This window comes from Streptococcus taonis (assembly GCF_029948085.1).
Classification (GTDB): domain Bacteria; phylum Bacillota; class Bacilli; order Lactobacillales; family Streptococcaceae; genus Streptococcus; species Streptococcus taonis.
Genome location: NZ_JARZZP010000004.1, coordinates 66,147 through 83,321 on the forward strand (window position 1 = coordinate 66,147; position 17,175 = coordinate 83,321).

The 17,175-nt window shown below is 37.6% G+C and carries 14 protein-coding genes and 1 other annotated feature; of the genes, 2 read left to right on the forward strand and 12 right to left on the reverse strand.

The genetic code is table 11. The features are described from left to right. From QEZ38_RS02850 to QEZ38_RS02885, 8 genes are all read right to left on the reverse strand, one after another. On the reverse strand, positions 1-346 hold a 346-nt coding region (locus QEZ38_RS02850; protein ID WP_281334966.1), incomplete at its 3' end, for a TipC family immunity protein. Between the two features lie 86 nt (positions 347-432). After that, the gene (locus QEZ38_RS02855; protein ID WP_153224718.1) at positions 433-1,143 is read right to left on the reverse strand and encodes a TipC family immunity protein; all 711 of its coding nucleotides are present in this window, start codon (positions 1,141-1,143) and stop codon (positions 433-435) included. Positions 1,144-1,408: 265 nt separating this feature from the next. Next, entirely contained in the window at positions 1,409-2,167 is a 759-nt protein-coding gene (locus tag QEZ38_RS02860; protein WP_153224719.1) for an ABC transporter ATP-binding protein, read from the reverse strand. Continuing rightward, positions 2,164-3,030: an ABC transporter permease gene (locus tag QEZ38_RS02865; RefSeq protein ID WP_281334967.1), complete on the reverse strand. Its 867-nt coding sequence runs from the start codon at positions 3,028-3,030 to the stop codon at positions 2,164-2,166. Before QEZ38_RS02865 ends, QEZ38_RS02860 begins: the two co-directional genes overlap by 4 nt. Before the next feature lie 61 nt (positions 3,031-3,091). Then, positions 3,092-4,093, reverse strand: coding sequence for a tryptophan ABC transporter substrate-binding protein (gene trpX, locus QEZ38_RS02870; RefSeq protein WP_000792189.1), 1,002 nt, complete (start codon positions 4,091-4,093; stop codon positions 3,092-3,094). A 123-nt stretch (positions 4,094-4,216) separates the two neighbouring features. After that, positions 4,217-4,433, reverse strand: a binding site (T-box leader). Positions 4,434-4,527: 94 nt separating this feature from the next. Further along, positions 4,528-7,353 carry a phosphoenolpyruvate carboxylase gene (gene ppc / locus QEZ38_RS02875; protein WP_281334968.1) on the reverse strand — a complete coding sequence of 942 codons (2,826 nt, stop codon included), beginning with the start codon at positions 7,351-7,353 and terminating at the stop codon, positions 4,528-4,530. 25 nt (positions 7,354-7,378) lie between these two features. Further along, the gene (gene ftsW, locus QEZ38_RS02880; RefSeq protein WP_281334969.1) at positions 7,379-8,590 is read right to left on the reverse strand and encodes a cell division peptidoglycan polymerase FtsW; all 1,212 of its coding nucleotides are present in this window, start codon (positions 8,588-8,590) and stop codon (positions 7,379-7,381) included. Between the two features lie 160 nt (positions 8,591-8,750). Beyond that, a complete protein-coding gene (locus tag QEZ38_RS02885) occupies positions 8,751-11,306 on the reverse strand; it encodes an SEC10/PgrA surface exclusion domain-containing protein (RefSeq protein ID WP_281334970.1) in 2,556 nt (851 codons plus the stop codon). A gap of 139 nt (positions 11,307-11,445) precedes the next feature. Between QEZ38_RS02885 and QEZ38_RS02890 the strand changes: the two genes are divergently transcribed. Next, complete coding sequence (locus QEZ38_RS02890; RefSeq protein WP_153224722.1) at positions 11,446-11,784, forward strand: helix-turn-helix domain-containing protein; 339 nt, start codon at positions 11,446-11,448, stop codon at positions 11,782-11,784. Positions 11,785-11,981: 197 nt separating this feature from the next. After that, positions 11,982-12,446: an IS200/IS605 family transposase gene (gene tnpA, locus QEZ38_RS02895; protein ID WP_281334971.1), complete on the forward strand. Its 465-nt coding sequence runs from the start codon at positions 11,982-11,984 to the stop codon at positions 12,444-12,446. A gap of 141 nt (positions 12,447-12,587) precedes the next feature. Here tnpA and prsA read toward each other — a convergent pair whose 3' ends face one another. The 4 genes from prsA to QEZ38_RS02915 form a co-directional block, all read right to left on the reverse strand. Beyond that, positions 12,588-13,529: a peptidylprolyl isomerase PrsA gene (gene prsA, locus QEZ38_RS02900; protein WP_000728085.1), complete on the reverse strand. Its 942-nt coding sequence runs from the start codon at positions 13,527-13,529 to the stop codon at positions 12,588-12,590. A gap of 73 nt (positions 13,530-13,602) precedes the next feature. Continuing rightward, positions 13,603-14,316, reverse strand: coding sequence for an O-methyltransferase (locus QEZ38_RS02905; protein ID WP_281334972.1), 714 nt, complete (start codon positions 14,314-14,316; stop codon positions 13,603-13,605). A 5-nt stretch (positions 14,317-14,321) separates the two neighbouring features. Then, the gene (gene pepF, locus QEZ38_RS02910; protein WP_281334973.1) at positions 14,322-16,124 is read right to left on the reverse strand and encodes an oligoendopeptidase F; all 1,803 of its coding nucleotides are present in this window, start codon (positions 16,122-16,124) and stop codon (positions 14,322-14,324) included. An 18-nt stretch (positions 16,125-16,142) separates the two neighbouring features. Then, positions 16,143-17,099 (reverse strand): competence protein CoiA, encoded by a 957-nt coding sequence (locus QEZ38_RS02915; protein ID WP_281334974.1) that lies wholly within the window; start codon positions 17,097-17,099, stop codon positions 16,143-16,145. Positions 17,100-17,175 lie beyond the last annotated feature (76 nt).

A 17,175-nucleotide genomic window follows, 5' to 3' on the forward strand; every position in this document is an offset into this window, starting at 1 on the left:
AAAGATATCTCCCATCAGATAATAGTTGCTGGTATTCAATAATAAAAGTTTCTTCAAAACCTACAATCACTTTTAAACTTTCATTTTCAGACAAGCCTGCATCAAGTCCTATGGGAATTATCCAATCTGGATCTCTAAACGACTGACTTCCGTCAACAGCTTTACTAAAATCAGCGAGACCAGGTAAAATACCACTATTTATCTCTGCATAGTTCATTTCTAAAAAGACATTACTTAAAGATTCATACACTCCCTTATAATAATTCTTTTGATAGACACGATCTAGACTAAACAAAGTTAGAAAACCTACTACAGTTATGAGTACGATTTTTAAAATTTTTTTCATCTACCTTTTTCCTTACTTAAATCTTGGAGAAACTGATAAACAACATTATTCTTCTCTTTTTACATCTCCATTGCTTGGGTATCATCCTATTCAGAAAAACTTAGAGACACAATCTCTACATCCCCAAGATTATCAACTGAGTAGCGTTGACTACCATTTTTGAACCAGCGTTCTAGAACGACATCATAGAGCATGAAGTGGGATTTTTCTTTAATCCAAGCTTCATCAATCCCATAAGGCTTTAAATACTCTAGTGCTTCGTTGGGATTAGTTAAGTAAAAATTTGGTTTTTCCACAGTGCCCGCTCTCTTAAAATACGACTCCAAATTTATCTCCCCGCTATCCTTATTTCTTATATTATACCCAGCTAAGTAGTATGCCAGTGAACTTTTAGAATCCGAAATTTCGATAGTTGGGTTAAGATTTTTATTCTTATAATTGTATCTAATAAATAGATATCTCCCATCAGATAATAGTTGCTGGTATTCAATAATAAAAGTTTCTTCAAAACCTACAATCACTTTTAAACTTTCATTTTCAGACAAGCCTGCATCAAGTCCTATGGAAATTATCCAGTCTGGATCTCTAAACGATTGACTCCCGTCAACGGCTTTACTAAAATCAGCAAGTCCAGGTAAAACACCACTATTTATCTCTGCATAGTTCATTTCTAAAAAGACATTACTTAAAGATTCATACACTCCCTTATAATAATTCTTTTGATAGACACGATATAGACCGAACAAAGTTAGAAAACCTACTACAATTATGAGTACAATTTTTAAAATTTTTTTCATGACTTTTTCCTTACCTAGAACTTATATACTTTACAAAGTAAAAATACATTTTAAATACCTTATTTTAGAGACAAGATAAAATTTAGACGCAAAACACTTTTTTATAAGTTTTTTATCTTTAGCAACATTTTCCTTATAATCATTATACTATAAAATCTTAGACGGTGGAATCCAGACCATTTTTAGATAATCTCCTTTTAATACAAAAAACTTAGAAGCAAAAGCCTACTTCTAAGTTTTTAAGGATACTTGATTTAAAAATTATCTACTCAAAAAGTTGATAGTAATCAGAAATCTTCATCTTGGCTTTTTCATCCTTATTCAAATCTTGGATGATTTGTCCATCTTTCATAACAATCAAGCGATTTCCATACTTGAGAGCATCTTCCATATGGTGGGTAATCATCAGAGCAGTCAGATGGTCCTTGCTGACGAAGTCATCTGTCAATTCCATCAAGGCCACACTTGTTTTAGGGTCAAGGGCTGCTGTATGTTCATCCAACAAAAGGAGTTCTGGACGTTTTAATGTTGCCATTAAGAGACTCAAGGCCTGTCTTTGTCCACCTGACAAGAATTCAATCGGTGTATCCAAGTGTTTCTCTAGTCCATTTCCAACCTTCTCAATAGTTGCTTGAAATTCTTCCTTGTAAGCGGAGAGTTTTCTTGGAAAGAGACCACGTTTTTCTCCACGAAACTTAGCAATCAAGAGATTTTCTGCAACGGTCATACGAGGGGCTGTTCCCATTTTTGGATCTTGGAAGACACGAGAAAGGTATTTGGCACGCTTTTCTGGGCTGAAATGAGTCACATCCTCACCCATGATGCGGATACTACCGCTGGTTAAAGGTAAAGTTCCCGCAATACTATTAAATAGGGTTGACTTGCCTGCACCATTTCCACCCAAGATTGTAATGAAGTCATGTTCATAAATATCAAGTGAAACATCGTTTAGAATAATCTTTTCTTCGTCAAAGCCATTTGTCACAATTTTTGTGGCATTTTTTAATTCTACAATTGCTGTCATTTGCTTAACTTGACTCCTTTCAAGTATTTATCCTTAAGAGTTGGAATGACTAGACAAGTTGCTAGGATAAGGGCACTGTATAGACGGAGGTAGCTAGTATTAAAGCCGAGAGCAATGACTCCCCATACCAAGAATTGATAACTGATGGAACCAACTACAATAGTAACCAAGCGTTCTGCTAGAGTAAGACTCTTAAAGAGAACCTCACCGATAATCAAGCTGGCAAGACCAACAACGATAACACCGATACCACGAGAGACATCCGCATAACCTTCTTGTTGAGCGATAAGTGCGCCAGCAAGTGCGATTACACCATTTGACAAGACCAAGCCCATAAGCTCCATACGTCCTGTATTGATACCAAAACTACGAGCCATGTCTGGATTATCCCCTGTAGCGATATAGGCCTGTCCAAGTTTGGTATCTAGGAAGAAAAGCATGAGAAGGATAACCAAAGTCACAAAGATTAAACCTGTCAGTAATTGATTAACCTCTGATGAGAATGGAAGAACATCCTGGATTTGTTTTGTTCCTAAGAGCCCAAGGTTAGCCCGTCCCATAATCATAAGCATGATAGAATGACAAGAAGTCATGACTAAAATTCCTGATAGAAGAGTTGGAATTTTCCCTTTGGTATATAATAACCCCGCTGCTAAACCAGCAAGACACCCTGCTCCTACAGCCGCTAAAGTCGCAAGAAAAGGATTAACTCCTTGGGTAATTAGAGTAACTGCTACAGCTCCTCCCAAGGGGAAAGAGCCCTCCGTTGTCATATCTGGAAAGTTCAGGATACGAAAGGTCATAAAGATTCCTAAACCTAGGATAGCCCAGACCAATCCCTGTGAAATAATAGATATTAGCATGTTTGATTCGTTTCCTTTATTCTAAAAATTGGAGGAGATGTCTCCAACTCCTCCTTTATTCTTATTCGATTACTTGACCAGCTTCTTTGAGAACTGATTCAGGAATAGTGATTCCAAGTTCTTGAGCAACTTTTTTGTTGATCACTGATTTACCAGTTGAGAAGACATTGACTGGTGTATCTGCAGGTTTTTCACCCTTCAAGACTTTGGCAATCATTTTACCAGTAGCAACACCAAGATCGTGTTGGTCAACAACGACTGATGCCAAACCTCCAGCTTCTACCATGGCAGTCGCACTTGGGTAGATTGGTTTTTTAGCTGTTTGGTTACTTGATACTACAGTTGAGAATGCAGATGCGATTGTGTTATCGATTGGAACCCAGATTGCATCTACTTTACCAGTCATAACGTTCACTGTTGAAGCAATTTCGTTAGTTGATGGAACTGCAAATGTTTCTACTTTCAAACCAGCTTTTTCAGCGTAGGCTTTGAATTCTTCAACTTGTGATTTTGAGTTATCTTCGCTACTTGAATAAAGCGCTCCAACCGTCTTGACATCAGGAGTCAATGTTTTGATCAATTCAACTTGTTGTTCAGCAGGGTTGTGGTCAGACACCCCAGTGATGTTCCCACCTGGTTTTTCCAAGTTTTGTACAAGGTTAGCACCAATTGGGTCTGTGATAGCTGCCATGATAACAGGAAGGTCTTTTGTTGCACTTGCAAGACCTTGAGCTGCTGGTGTTGCAATACCGACAACGACATCATTTCCATTTGCCACCAATTGTTTACTCATTGTCGCAACCTTACTTTGGTCACCTTCTGAGTTCATAAAGTCGATTTTGACTTGGTCACCTTTATAACCTTCTTCAGCAAGTCCATCTTGGATACCTTGGTAGATCAAGTCAAGCGATGGGTGGCTTACAAACTGAAGAACACCAACCTTAGCTGTTTTATTAGCTGTCTCAGTTTTAGTTTCTTGTTTCGTTAAGCTAGAATATACCAAGCTTCCTCCAACTACAAGTGCTAATGCTACGATAATACCGAGTAGACGTTTGTTTTTCATAATTTTCTCCTTATTTCTTCTTAACTTATTATTTTTTATTCAATCACTTATTCAAGCGACGCCATCGTTTGATTTCCATAATTTTTTCCTCCCCATAGAAAAAGTCCTCACACAAAAAACTTGTGTGAGGACGTCGATGCGCGGTGCCACCTCAATTATAGGAACTAGTCCTATCGCTCTTACTCGCTAAAACGAGTTGCACTGTAAGGTGTGCTCACCGAATTCTTATGATTTCAAATTCTTAATAACATTCAGCCCAATTTTCATCACTTTCACCTATCTGTTTCCACCAACCACAGACTCTCTAAAAAATTTCAATGATTACTTTCTGAATGCTTAAATTATATCATTTTACTAAAACTTGTCAAGGGTTTTCATAAAATATTTTAAAAAATTACGAAAATTCCTACGGTTTTTGGAAAATGGAGCTTATATCAACCTGAATTACGTAATCCTGTAGCAATTCCGTTGATAGTTGTATGGATCAATCGTTCTTCATCTGAAGATAGCTCACCACGACGTTGACGCTTAATCAATTCCAACTGAATATAGTTAAGGATATTGAAATAAGGCATGCGGTAGTTGAGACTGTCTTTCAAATAAGTATTTTCTGCCAACAGCTCCTCATGGCCTTCAATAGCCAAGATAACGTCCTTAGTCAACTGCCATTCATCCAAGATAGTATAGTAGATTGCTTGTACTTCTTCACTTTCACACAGTTTAGCGTACTCAAAGGCGATGTTCATATTTGATTTGGACAAGACCATATCAACATTAGATAGGAGTGACTGGAAGAATGGCCAATTTTGATACATATCACGAAGGAATTCAATATTTTTTGGATCTTGGTCAATAAATTCCTTGAAGCTTGAACCAACTCCATACCAACCTGGGAACATAACACGACTTTGTGACCATGAGAATACCCAAGGAATAGCACGTAGACCACCGATTTCGGTAATTGTTTTACGAGCTGCTGGACGAGAACCAATATTGAAACTTGAAATAGCCTTGATTGGACTAGATTCAAAGAAATAATCATAGAAATGTTCATTTCCAAATACAAGTTCACGATAAATATCGTAGCTACGTTCTACTACTTGATCCATGATTGCTTCATAACGATTTGACGTATTGGTATCACTCTTCTTCTTGGTGATCATACGGTTGATAGCTGCTGAAACCAACATTTCAAGGTTATAGTAAGCTGCATCCTTGTTTCCGTATTTGTTTCCGATAACTTCTCCTTGCTCTGTCAAACGGATACGATCCTTGATAGACTTGAGTGGTTGAGAAGCAATGGCATCATAAGTAGGGCCACCACCACGGCCAACGGTACCACCACGACCATGGAAGAAGGTTACTTTGACTCCAAATTCATCACCAATAGCAGTCAATTGTTGTTGGGCCTTATAGAGTGTCCAACAAGATGATAGATAACCGCCATCCTTATTACTATCAGAGTAGCCAAGCATGATTTCTTGGTAATTGTTTTTAGAAGCAATCCATTTCTTAGCAAGTGGTAGAGAGAAATACTTTCTCATTGTTTCTTCAGAATGGTCCAAGTCCTCAATCGTCTCAAAGAGTGGTACAATCTGAACACGCGCTTTTTCAGCATCTACCAGACCAACTTCTTTAAGCATGATAGCCAACTCAAGCATATCTGACACGCTGGTTGCATGAGAGATAATCGTTTGACGAATGACATCTTCTCCTAAACGGTCTTTTAATTCACGTGCCGTTTTGAAAATAGCTAATTCTTTTTCGAGAAGTTCAGACTTCTCAGCATGAGTTGCAGACAAGATTCGAGGATCTTCTAATAATTCATGCAAAAGCAATTCACATTTTTCATCTTCTGATAAATCACTATAGTGGTCATTGATTCCAGCAGATGCCAACAATTCTGCTACACAGGCTTCGTGGACGCTTGAATCTTGACGCATGTCGATGGAAGCCAAGAAGAAACCAAAGACTTCTACAGCTTCTAAAAGTTCTGCAAATTCACCTGTGAGTAAGGCCTCTGCCTTGTTTTCAAGTAATGAGTCCTTAATAATGTATAGATCTTGCTTAAACTCTTCGACTGTTTCGTAAAATGGTGGACGATCTTCAGCCAGCTCTTGAATAGCTCCTGAAAGTCGATTACTAATATAGTCTGTAATCACTCCTTGTTGATGTCCTTGAGTACCTAGAAGACGTTCAACAGGATGACGTTCATCAGCTGACGAGCCAACAACAGACCATTCTTTTAAATTCAAGAGTGTTTGAATCAATTTGGATTGAATCAAATGAAAGGCGCGGCGATAGGGTTCTTTCTCACGAAAGACTGATGTATCTCCAGACTGAGCAGCCATTTCTTCAACAGCTTTACTAGTTTTTGATAAATTAGTCGAGAGAGAGAAGGTACGATAGAGACTAGAAATCTTGCTAATATAGTAGTTCAAGATCACTTCACTTTGAATGGTAGCAGAACGCAGAAGTGTCTCAGCAGTTACAAAAGGATTTCCATCACGGTCTCCACCAATCCACATTCCCATAGTAATAGGTTTTGCTTGTTTAAGATCAATTCCTTGCTCTTTCGCTAGACGTTTGTACTCTAGCATCAAGTTAGGAACAGCCTGTAGGAAGGAACTATTGTAGTACTCCATCACATTAGTGATTTCGTTGGTTACTTTTAGTTTCTTCTCACGAATCATATCTGTCTGCATGATGATTTCAATATAGCGACGAAGATCATTATGCCATTTTTCCTTGTTAATGAGCCCCATTCTCACATCACGATATTTACGCAAAAGAGTATGGATGTGAGTGGTCAAGTCCAACATACTCTTACGTTGTACCTGAGTAGGATGGGCTGTCAAAACTGGCACCACGTTCAAGTGTTCAAGGATTTCAGCAGCGTTTTCTTTTTCAGCCACCATTTTAATAGTTGTTGACAATTTACCTAGATAGTCTTGATCGACATTATTTAGATGGTTAATCTCATAAGCCAAGTCAACATCTTCTGAGATGTTAATTAAAAGAGGCAAAATAGAGAAGTATCTAGAAATGTAGACCATCTCATCATTTGAAAGACCTGTTACTACTTTATCTAGCCCTTGATAGTCAAGTTTTGAAGAAAGTTCCTTCAAGTGCATAATCTTATCAAAGGTTTCAGCAGGAAGCATATTTTTTGTGATATCTTCCAGCATATCTGTCAAGATTTGAACTTCTTCTTGTACGACCGTTTTGTTACTATAATTTTCTAACTTTTGAAGAGACATTTTTTTCTCCTTGTTATATTATGTCTTAGAGTTGCGCTTCTAATTCGCGATAGAGTTTGGCACGTTTTTCACTGGCATCAATATTCAACACAAAAGCGATGGCTACTGATAGGACCAAGAGACTGTTTCCTCCTTGCGATAGGAAGGGGAAGGTTACCCCTGTTGAAGGGATCAAGCCTGATATACCGCCAATGTTAACAAATACCTGTATCAGAATCATTCCACCAATACCAATTGCCACCATTGAGTTGAAAGGATCTCTCGCTCGAATACCAACCAAAATAATACGAAGAATCAAGAAGAATAGAAGAGCCAAAATAAGACTAGCTCCTACAAATCCAAACTCCTCTATCACAATCGAAAAGACAAAGTCTGTATGGGCTTCTGGTAGATAACCTCGTTTTTCAATGGAATTTCCTAAACCAAGACCAAACCAGCCACCGTTAACCATTGCATAATAAGAATTGGCTAACTGATGTCCAGATCCTGCTAGGTCATTAAAGGGGTTGAAAAAAGCACTGAAACGCTTGGCAACATAACCAAAGACAGGAATCTTTGAGAATTTTTCAACACCGATAAAGCGAATGGCTGTTAAGGAAATCATAGAAACACCAGCTAGTAAGCCCAGAATAGTTGTGAACCACCGATAAGCTATTCCACTGATGGTATACATGAGCAAGGATACTAAAATCAAGATGGTTGCATTTCCAAGGTCAGGGAAGATTGCCAAACTACCAATCATGACCAAGAGGACAAAACGCCAATCATTAAAGGCTCTTGGCAACCACTGATTGAGGGTTAAAACTTGGAAGTCATAAACTGCTATCTCATCTTGTTGTTTTGAAAAACGCTGAGCCAAGTACCAAATGATAATAATCTTTAGATACTCTGCTGGTTGAATCGTGATGGGACCAACCTTGATCCAGCCATAGGCACCGTTGATGGGACTACCTATTAACCGTGCCAGAGCTAGAAGTATCAGCTCGACAAACATGACGATAAAGAGCAAGCGCTCATTACGGAGAAATCCTAATTTTAATTTATAGATTAAGGCTATTAAGAATAAACTGGCTATCCAGAAAATCCCCTGATTTCGCACTAGATATAATGCACTCTTTCCTTCCTGAATAAGGGTCGCACTAGTTGTCGAATAAACTACTATCAATCCTAAAACGGATAACAGTAAATAAGGAATCAAAATGGAATAATTCAGCAGGTGCCTTTTACTTATTTTCATATGTCACCTATCTTTCGGAAAAATATTTTTATTTTCCCTTATTATTTCTAGTTTTACATACTATTATACCATTTTTTAGCCTAGAAAAAAACTCTTACAGTATAAACATTCGAATTTTACTCAAATATAGCATAAAAAGGGCAGTAACGCCCTTTCTATTTTATCTATATTTTCGTTTTCCTGCTAAAGCAAGTAGTCCAACACTTGCTCCAAGCAATGCGAGGAGATTCGATTCTTTCGTTCCAGTATTTGGAAGTTGTTTCTTAGGCTCTGCTTTTGCATTTGTAGCTTTTGCAGGAGCTTGATATGTTTTATCGTCTTTAGTTCCTACCGTTACTTTCTCTGCTTTGTAATCAACCACATTCCCTTTACCATCAACAACTGGTACTGGTTGGTAGCCTGCTTTTTCTAGCTCTTTACGTTTTTCTTCTGCGAGTGCAGCCAAGCGTTTGGCTTCTGCTTCTTCAAACTTCGCTTTGGCAGTTTCATAAGTAGTCTTAGCTTGACCTGCTGCAAGGCTCTTAACTTCGTAGTCTACTTTAGCTTCGTTTTGTGCTTTGTAAGCATCTTTAAGCTCTGCTTCGGCTTTTTCAAGCTCTGCTTGCGCTTCTTTCAAACGAGTGTGCGCACCGTTAAGGTCTGCAAGCTCTTTTTCGGCTAGTTTAACTTCTTCTTGTGCATCTTGAAGTGCTTTCTTAGCAGTAGATACCGCTTGTGCTTTCGCACTTACATCAGCTTGTAACTTAGTAAGTTCAGCCTCTTCTTGTTGTAACTTATCTTTCCCAAGTTTTAATGCATTCTCTTTATCAACTAGCTCTTGTTTTGCTTTATCTAAATTCTCTTGTTTAAACTTAATATCAGTCATAACTTCATCTTGTGCTTTTTGAGCCAATGCAAGTCGTTTTTGAGCTTCAATCTGAAGTTTTTGAGCTTTAGCAAGTTCAGCCTTTACTAAAGATGCTTTAAATGGAGTTGACTTTAGAAGTTCTAGCCTGTTCTGAATATCTTTTTGAATCAATAAATGTTCCTTATATTCTGATTCTGCTTTTTCCAAGTCTACCTTCGCTTTAGTATAGTTAGCTTCTGCGGTCTTTACCGCAGTCAATGCAGATTCATTGCTTACTGTATTAGATTGAGTTGAGTTTGAAGGTTTAATTACAGTTTTATCAAAATTTGGTATACCTTCTACTAAATCAGCTCTCAATGTGCTCCAAGCGAAACCGATCTCACCCGAATATAAATAGGGCCATAAAGCAAAATATAATTTTTTATTTTTTTCTCCAAGAACATAATTAGATGCAACCCCTTGGGATTGAGTTGACGAATCATAGTAAGGAGTATAATAATTATAATCAAATAAAAAACGTTTAAATCCTTCATATATAAGTCTTTTAGCTTCATCCATATTTGATATGGTTTTAGTTTTATTGCTAACTGTATAAAATGCGAAACTCTGAGAATTTATTACAAAATCACTATACTTACCAAAATCAGAAAAACCTTCTGATAAATCAATCATACCTTTCGTCACTACTGCTTCAGATGCACCAATTTGTTTACGAACTTGATTATATAAATCATTAGCAAAAAGTGACAACTCTTCCCTCTGTTCTCTTGTCGTTTTTTCAAAGTCTATTGCTCTATCTTTATCCTGCTCGTTTGATTTATATTGATTCAACGCTTCACTTTCTGAAGCAATTTTTTTCAATTTTTCAGATTGCTCTGCTTTATATTTTTCAAATAGTTCTTTTTGAGTTTCGTAATTGTATGGGTAATGTTTATCAGCAAGTTCCTTCCAAACTTCAACAAAACTATCAGTTAACTTAATTGTATTTTTAGGATTTTGGTTTGCTAAATTTTCTTGCGCTTTGATTAGCTCAGACTGAGTTTGCTTTACTTTTTCGCTCGCGCTAGAAATTGATTGATTAGATGTTGAAACTTTTGTTATAGCTTCAGCTAAGTCATTTTCAGCATTTTTTATCTTTTGACTATGTTTTTCATCTTCAATCTCTGCTTTTGCTAATTCATCACTTAGTCTTTTAACATTAGCTGTTTCTTGTTCTAAAGCTTCCTCAGCTGATTTTTTCTCTTCAGATATTTTAGTCCCATCTAAAATATTTTGTTTCAGCTGTACATTATTTTTAGCTTCTAAAACAGCTGATTGAAGTTTTTCAATTTCTTCTTTCTTACCTTCAACTATTTTTTCTTGATTAGATACAGCTTCATCAGATTCTGCTTTTAAAGACTGGGCAGAATTTAAAGCCTCTTCTTTTACTTGAACTTTTGCTTTAGCAGTTTCCACTTTCTTCTCTGCATTTTGAATCGCTTCAGGAGTTGCTTTGTCAGCCTCTTTTTGAGCATCGTCTTTAGCTTGTTTCAAGTCAGCGACTTTCTTTTCTGCTTTGTCAGAAGTTTCATTAGCTCGATCCAAAACCTCTTTAGCCTTATCGGCATCTTCTTGGGTTTGTTTAGCAGTAGCACCAAGTTCAGCAACTTCTTCCTTAGTAGGAGTTTTCACTTCTACTGGTTTTGGTGTTTCTTTTTCAACCAAAGCTGGTTCGTTTTTAGCATCAGTAATGTTAAACGCTGGCTCAGTTTGAGCAGTACGAACACCACCTGCATTATCTACATTGGGTTCAGCTACCTCATTTGCACTTACAGTTGTTGCAAGGCCCGTTGCTGCTATGGCAGTCAAAGCAATCAATTCTTTTTTCATAGGTTTCCCCTTTTTATTTTTTTATACCTTCATTATACCACAATGTACAACTTTTTAAAGTCATTTTATTAAAATGTAACTATTTAAAGTCTAAAAAATGCAGTCGTTTGACTGTATCATGTAAGTAGCGAGGTACTACATGGTCAAAAATAAAAGTAATTTGCAAGACTACATTTCTAAACGCATCCGTTTACTCAGAATAGAAAGAGGATATACCCAAGAACAATTAGAGGAAATGGCTGACTTAGGAACAAATTATGTTTACAAATTAGAAAATCTATCAACAAACTTAAAGATTCAAACTCTAGAAAAAGTCATGGAAGCATTAGAAGTAGATTTAGACACTTTCTTTGATATCCAACTGAAAGAAGAAGACCCCAAAATATCCCGTCTGATTGACGAATTGAAACTTCTTCCTACAGAACAAAGATCTCGTGTACTAGATGCACTACTGCTAATTCTGAAAGAAGTCCAATAGAAAAAAACTATCTACTTTCTAAAAAAGAAAGATAGATAGTTTTTTTATTATGTGACTATTAGTCCGTCTCGCTCCGTGAGGTGCGAGACAAATAAACCACCCGCTATTCGGGTGCGCGTCGAAGGTTATACCAAAAAAACTCCAAACGCGATACAATAAAGATGTTCAAGCCAATTGTAAAGCGAAAGGAGAAAACCATGGTACAAAAGTCTCATAGTTTATCACACACAAAGTGGCACTGTAAGTATCACATTGTGTTCACCCCTAAGTATAGACGAAAAGTGATCTATAATCAATATCGGAGTAGTTTAGGTGAAATATTTCATCGCTTGTGTAGTTATAAAGGAGTTGAAATTATCGAGGGTCACTTAATGCCAGACCATGTACATATGTTAGTAAGTATTCCACCAAGGATAAGTGTTTCGAGTTTTATGGGTTATTTAAAAGGTAAAAGTGCACTCATGATGTTTGACAAACACGCCAACCTCAAGTACAAGTTTGGGAATCGGCATTTCTGGGCAGAAGGTTATTATGTGAGTACAGTAGGGCTTAATGAAGCCACGATAAGGAAATACATACCAGATCAGGAAAAGCATGATATAGCACTAGATAAATTAAGTGTAAAAGAATATGAGAATCCCTTTAGGGATAGTGGCAAGTAATACTCACGCCTCTTTAAGAGGCAAGTGACGAGTCAAGAGCAATGAGGCTTGAACAACGTGAAAGCCAGCGTCTTTAGGCGCTGGCTGGTAATTTGGGCTTATAGCCCTGGTACAAACCACCCGTTTGACGGGTGGTTATGATTAGTTTGAGGCGCTACTGCTGCTGTCAGAAGTTGTTTCGCCTTTGATGTATTGTGTAAAGATATTTTGGAAGGCCTGATCTTTAACTTTAATGTTGGCATCTTGTAATTCTTTACTAATAACACCTTGAACAAAGGTTGCATCATTTTGTTTTTGAGTCAAAATGATTGTTTTAAGTTTTTCTTTATAATCATCCAAGTTTGAAGATTTTTCTGACTTCTTCGTCAACTTAACAATGTAGAAACTACTTGTATAAGCTTGAGTTCCTGGAGCAGTGATGACATCTGAAATTCCGTTGACATCAAGCGCAAAAGCTGCTTTCTTAACTACGTCTGGTAATTCTGTTGATGCAGAGTCAAAGGTGATTTCTCCACCATTTTCTTTTGTCTTTTCGTCTGTAGAATTGTCTTTTGCAAGTTGTGCAAAGTCAGCTCCAGACTCTTTTGCTTTGGCAAGAACTTCCTTAGCCTTATCTTCACTGTCAAGTTTAATAATTTGAGCCGTTACTTCTGGAGTATACTCTTCAAAAGCTTTTTTATAGTTTTCATCTGTTAATTCAGCTTCAGCAGCTTTCTTAACAGCATACTCAACTAATTTACTTGTACGAATTTGAGCTTTACGGCTTTCTGCAGTCATACCTGAACGGGCGAGAATCGTTTGATAGCTATCACCGTATTTCTTTTGTTCTTCTGCAACTGCATCATCTACTTCTTTATCACTTACTTCTGAACCATATTGTTTTTCAAAAACTTTTTGAATGGTCATATTCAGCAAGACTTGTTGAGCAGTCGCATTATTTTTGACTTCTTCAAAGAATTGATGCTCAGTAATAACATCGCCTTTCATGCTAATCAAGTCAGTTCCTTCAGAACTGTTTGAACAAGCAGCCAAAGTAGCTACTGACAACAATGTGATGGCTCCTGCCATTAGTTTTTTCTTCATGTTTACTCCTTTTGTATACTAAATAAAGGTTTACCTTATCTATTTTACCAAATTGTCTTAAAAATATCTGAAATCAATCAATATCAGGAAGTTCTACTTCTGCTTGATTCTTTCTTAGCATAAGAATCCCATCTCCAAGTGGAACCAAGCTAGCGGTTAAGCCAGGATTATCTAAGGTTGCATCAAAGAGTCGTTGCAAGCCACGATAGATGGTTCGTTGACCCCGACGTACTTCCATGATATCCTTGGCCACATCACCACCCTGGAAAATATCATCCAAGACTACCACTCCCCCAACTTCCAAACGTTTGAGGATTTCTGGTAGAAAGATGATGTATTTGGACTTGGCAGAATCCATAAATACAAAATCATAGGTCTCAGTTAACGTTGACAGGACATCTACCGCATCACCTTCTAAGAGAGTGATTTGTTTGCGTTGATCAAATTTGGCAAAATTCTCCTTGGCAAAACCAATCATCTCAGGATTTCGGTCAATAGTGGTAATTTTTGAATTAGGTGAATGCTCTGCCATAAGGAGAGCAGAAAAGCCAATTGCTGTGCCAATCTCCAAGATTTTTTTCGGTTGCAAGGTTTCCATGAGAAAGCGGAAATAAGCAACCGTTTCATGAGGAATGATGGGAATATTTTCCTTGCGGGCGAACTTCTCTAATTCCTTGAGTGAGCCAGTCACCTGCTTTTGTCTGTGGCGCATAAACTCAACAATCTCATGCTTGACAACAGGACGACGCATATTGTGATTGGCATTTTTGCTATAAGACTTTACCATCTGCCTTATGCCAATCCTAATTTTTCAACAAGAGCTTCAAACTCATCTAAACGGCGTTCAAAGACAGCAAAGGCATCGTTGAGGTAGTCTTCCTTCTCCATATCAACGCCTGCTTTTCTCATGACATTAAGTGGATAGTCTGACTTCCCTGCTTTGAGGTAATCGATATAGCGATCACGATCTTCTTGGCTACCATGTACAATCTTTTCAGCCAAGGCTGAAGCTGCTGCAAAACCTGTTGAATATTGATACACATAGTAGTTGTAGTAGAAATGTGGAATACGGGCCCATTCATATTGAATTTCAGGATTGTCTTCTTTACTCAAACCATAGTAAGTTTCGTTCAAGTCAGCATAAAGCTCATTTAAGAACTCACTAGTCAAAACTTCTCCATTTTGGTCAGCTTGGTGGATGGCATGCTCAAATTCAGCAAACTGAGTTTGACGGAAGACTGTACCACGGAAGCCATCTAGGAAGTTGTTTAAGATTGCAAAGCGAGTTGCATCATCTTGAACTTCTTCTAACAGTTTTTCTGTTAGGATATTCTCATTAGTTGTTGAAGCAATTTCTGCTAAGAAAATTGAATAGTCTCCATAAACGTATGGCTGGGTTTCACGAGTATAGCTAGAGTGCATACTGTGACCAGTCTCATGTACAAGAGTAAAGAGATTGTCTAAGTTATCCTGCCAGTTAAGAAGCATGAAGGCATTTGTATCGTAGGAACCACCAGAGTATGCACCTGAACGCTTGCCTTGGTTTTCATACACATCTATCCAACGTTCGCTAAAGGCACGTTTAACTCGACTCAAGTAATCATCACCAAGAACTGCCAAAGCTTCTTCTGCCTTCTTCAAGGCTTCATCGTAAGTAAAGCTGTAGTCTACTGAAGACAGTGGTGTATAGACATCATACATCTTGAGGTCTGGAATACCCAAGATTTTTGAACGTAGTGCAAGATAACGATGTAAGAGTGGCAAGTGTTTGCGAACTGCTGACACTAAATTGTCATAGACACTTTCTGGTACAAAGTTAGCCGCAAGAGCAGCCTGACGAGCACTCTCATAATTGCGAACTTTAGCACGGTAGTTTTGGACTTTGACATTGGTCTGTAGAGTCTTAGCATAGGTGTGCTGGAACTGCTCGTAAGTAGCATAAAGTGCTTCATAGGCACAACGACGTACTTCACGATTTTTTGATTCCATCAAACGTACGTAGGTTCCGTGAGAGAGCTGCACTTCATTATCTTCGTCATCCAAAACGTAAGGGAAAGTAAGGTCAGCATTGTCTAGAATAGCAAAGGTTTCACTTGCCGACCCAAAGATTTCACTGGCTCCTGCAAGCAATTCTTCTTCACGCTGTGAAAGAACATGATTTTTCTTTTGTAAGAGCTGATCAAAAAAGTGTTTATAAAGCTCAAGTTTAGGTTCAGCAGCCAAAAAAGCAGTCATTTGTTCCTCAGTAATCTCCATAAACTCTGGCTCGTAGAAAGAAAGTACCTGATCAAGCTGGCTATAAAGCGTCATAGCCTTAGCATAGTATTCTTGATACTTAGCTTCGCGCGTGTCTTGGTCATTTTTCATATGCGCATAGACATAAAGCTTCTCCAACTGGCGTTCTAACTCTAGAGAACGTTCAGTGATTTCAAGCAAGCTCTGAGCACTGTCTAAAAGATGACCTACATATTGGTCAACTGTTTCCACTTCCTCTGACAGTTGGTTGAGGGCATCTTCCCAAGCCTGATCAGTAGCAAAGATCGTTGATAGATCCCATTTGTCTTTTTCATTTATTTCATTTCGTTGTAATACCATAAGATTCCTCCATCCTTTCTATTTTACCACATTTTTTAAGAAATATTGCTGATAAAAGGCAGGTGGATAGAGCTTTTGTAACTCTGTTTGAGGATTTTTCTGATAATAAATTCTAAAGTTGCGATAATAATCACTAATATCCTGTTTAATTTGACAAAAAGAATCGTTTTCTATCGGCCTTAATTGGGGATACCAGTCCTGAGTCTTCAGATTCAAAAGGTTCTCCCCTCTCAAGTATGCCTGAGCTTGTTGCTTCATCCAATAAGGAGTTTGATAGTAGAGTTGTTTTTGAATGTAACGACAAATGTTCTTATCTTGTTCAACCGAAAAAGTGATAATATTTTGTTGCTGATAAGGAGTCCGTAATATTTCTAGAAGATTTCCTTTGTCATAAGAAAATTCCTTGACTTGATAATGGAGTTTCCCTTTCAAATCTTGGTGGAGTAGGTACTTGAGTCTCAAAACCTGTTGTTTATGGTCTAACTCCCAAACATAAAAGCCCATATTATTACTAAAGTAAAGAAAATCTCTCTGAAGTTTAGTTAGACGCTCTCTTAGCCAGAGCTTTTCTCCCAGTAGCCAAAGAACTTGAAGTCCCAACCTTCGATAACCATTGCTCCTATCCCTCAAAAGGTCACAAGAAATGGGACTGCACTGGATTTCTAGAGCTAGTTGCTTATTGATAAAGATATCTGCGATTTGCTTCAGTTCAGGTATGGGATATTCCATTTCAACTTCATCATTCTCCTTAGCCCAATAAAATAAACGTTTCTTGTTTTCCAGATGTTCTGGTCCTTCATTTTCATGAAAAAAATCACATTTTTTGAGACTTTCATGAGCAAAATGTGCACGCACATTTTTTCCTTTTCTCATGCGAACACTTGTTCCACAAGCTGGACAATAATAAACTTGTTTGACTAGTTCATCCTCCAAGGCATTGACTAGGCTCCCTTTTTCATCTCTAGCTAAAAACATAAAACCTCCTTTTCTACTTTATTCGAAAAGGATAAGAAAAAGGCTGAGAAAAACAGCCTTTTCATAGATTATTTAA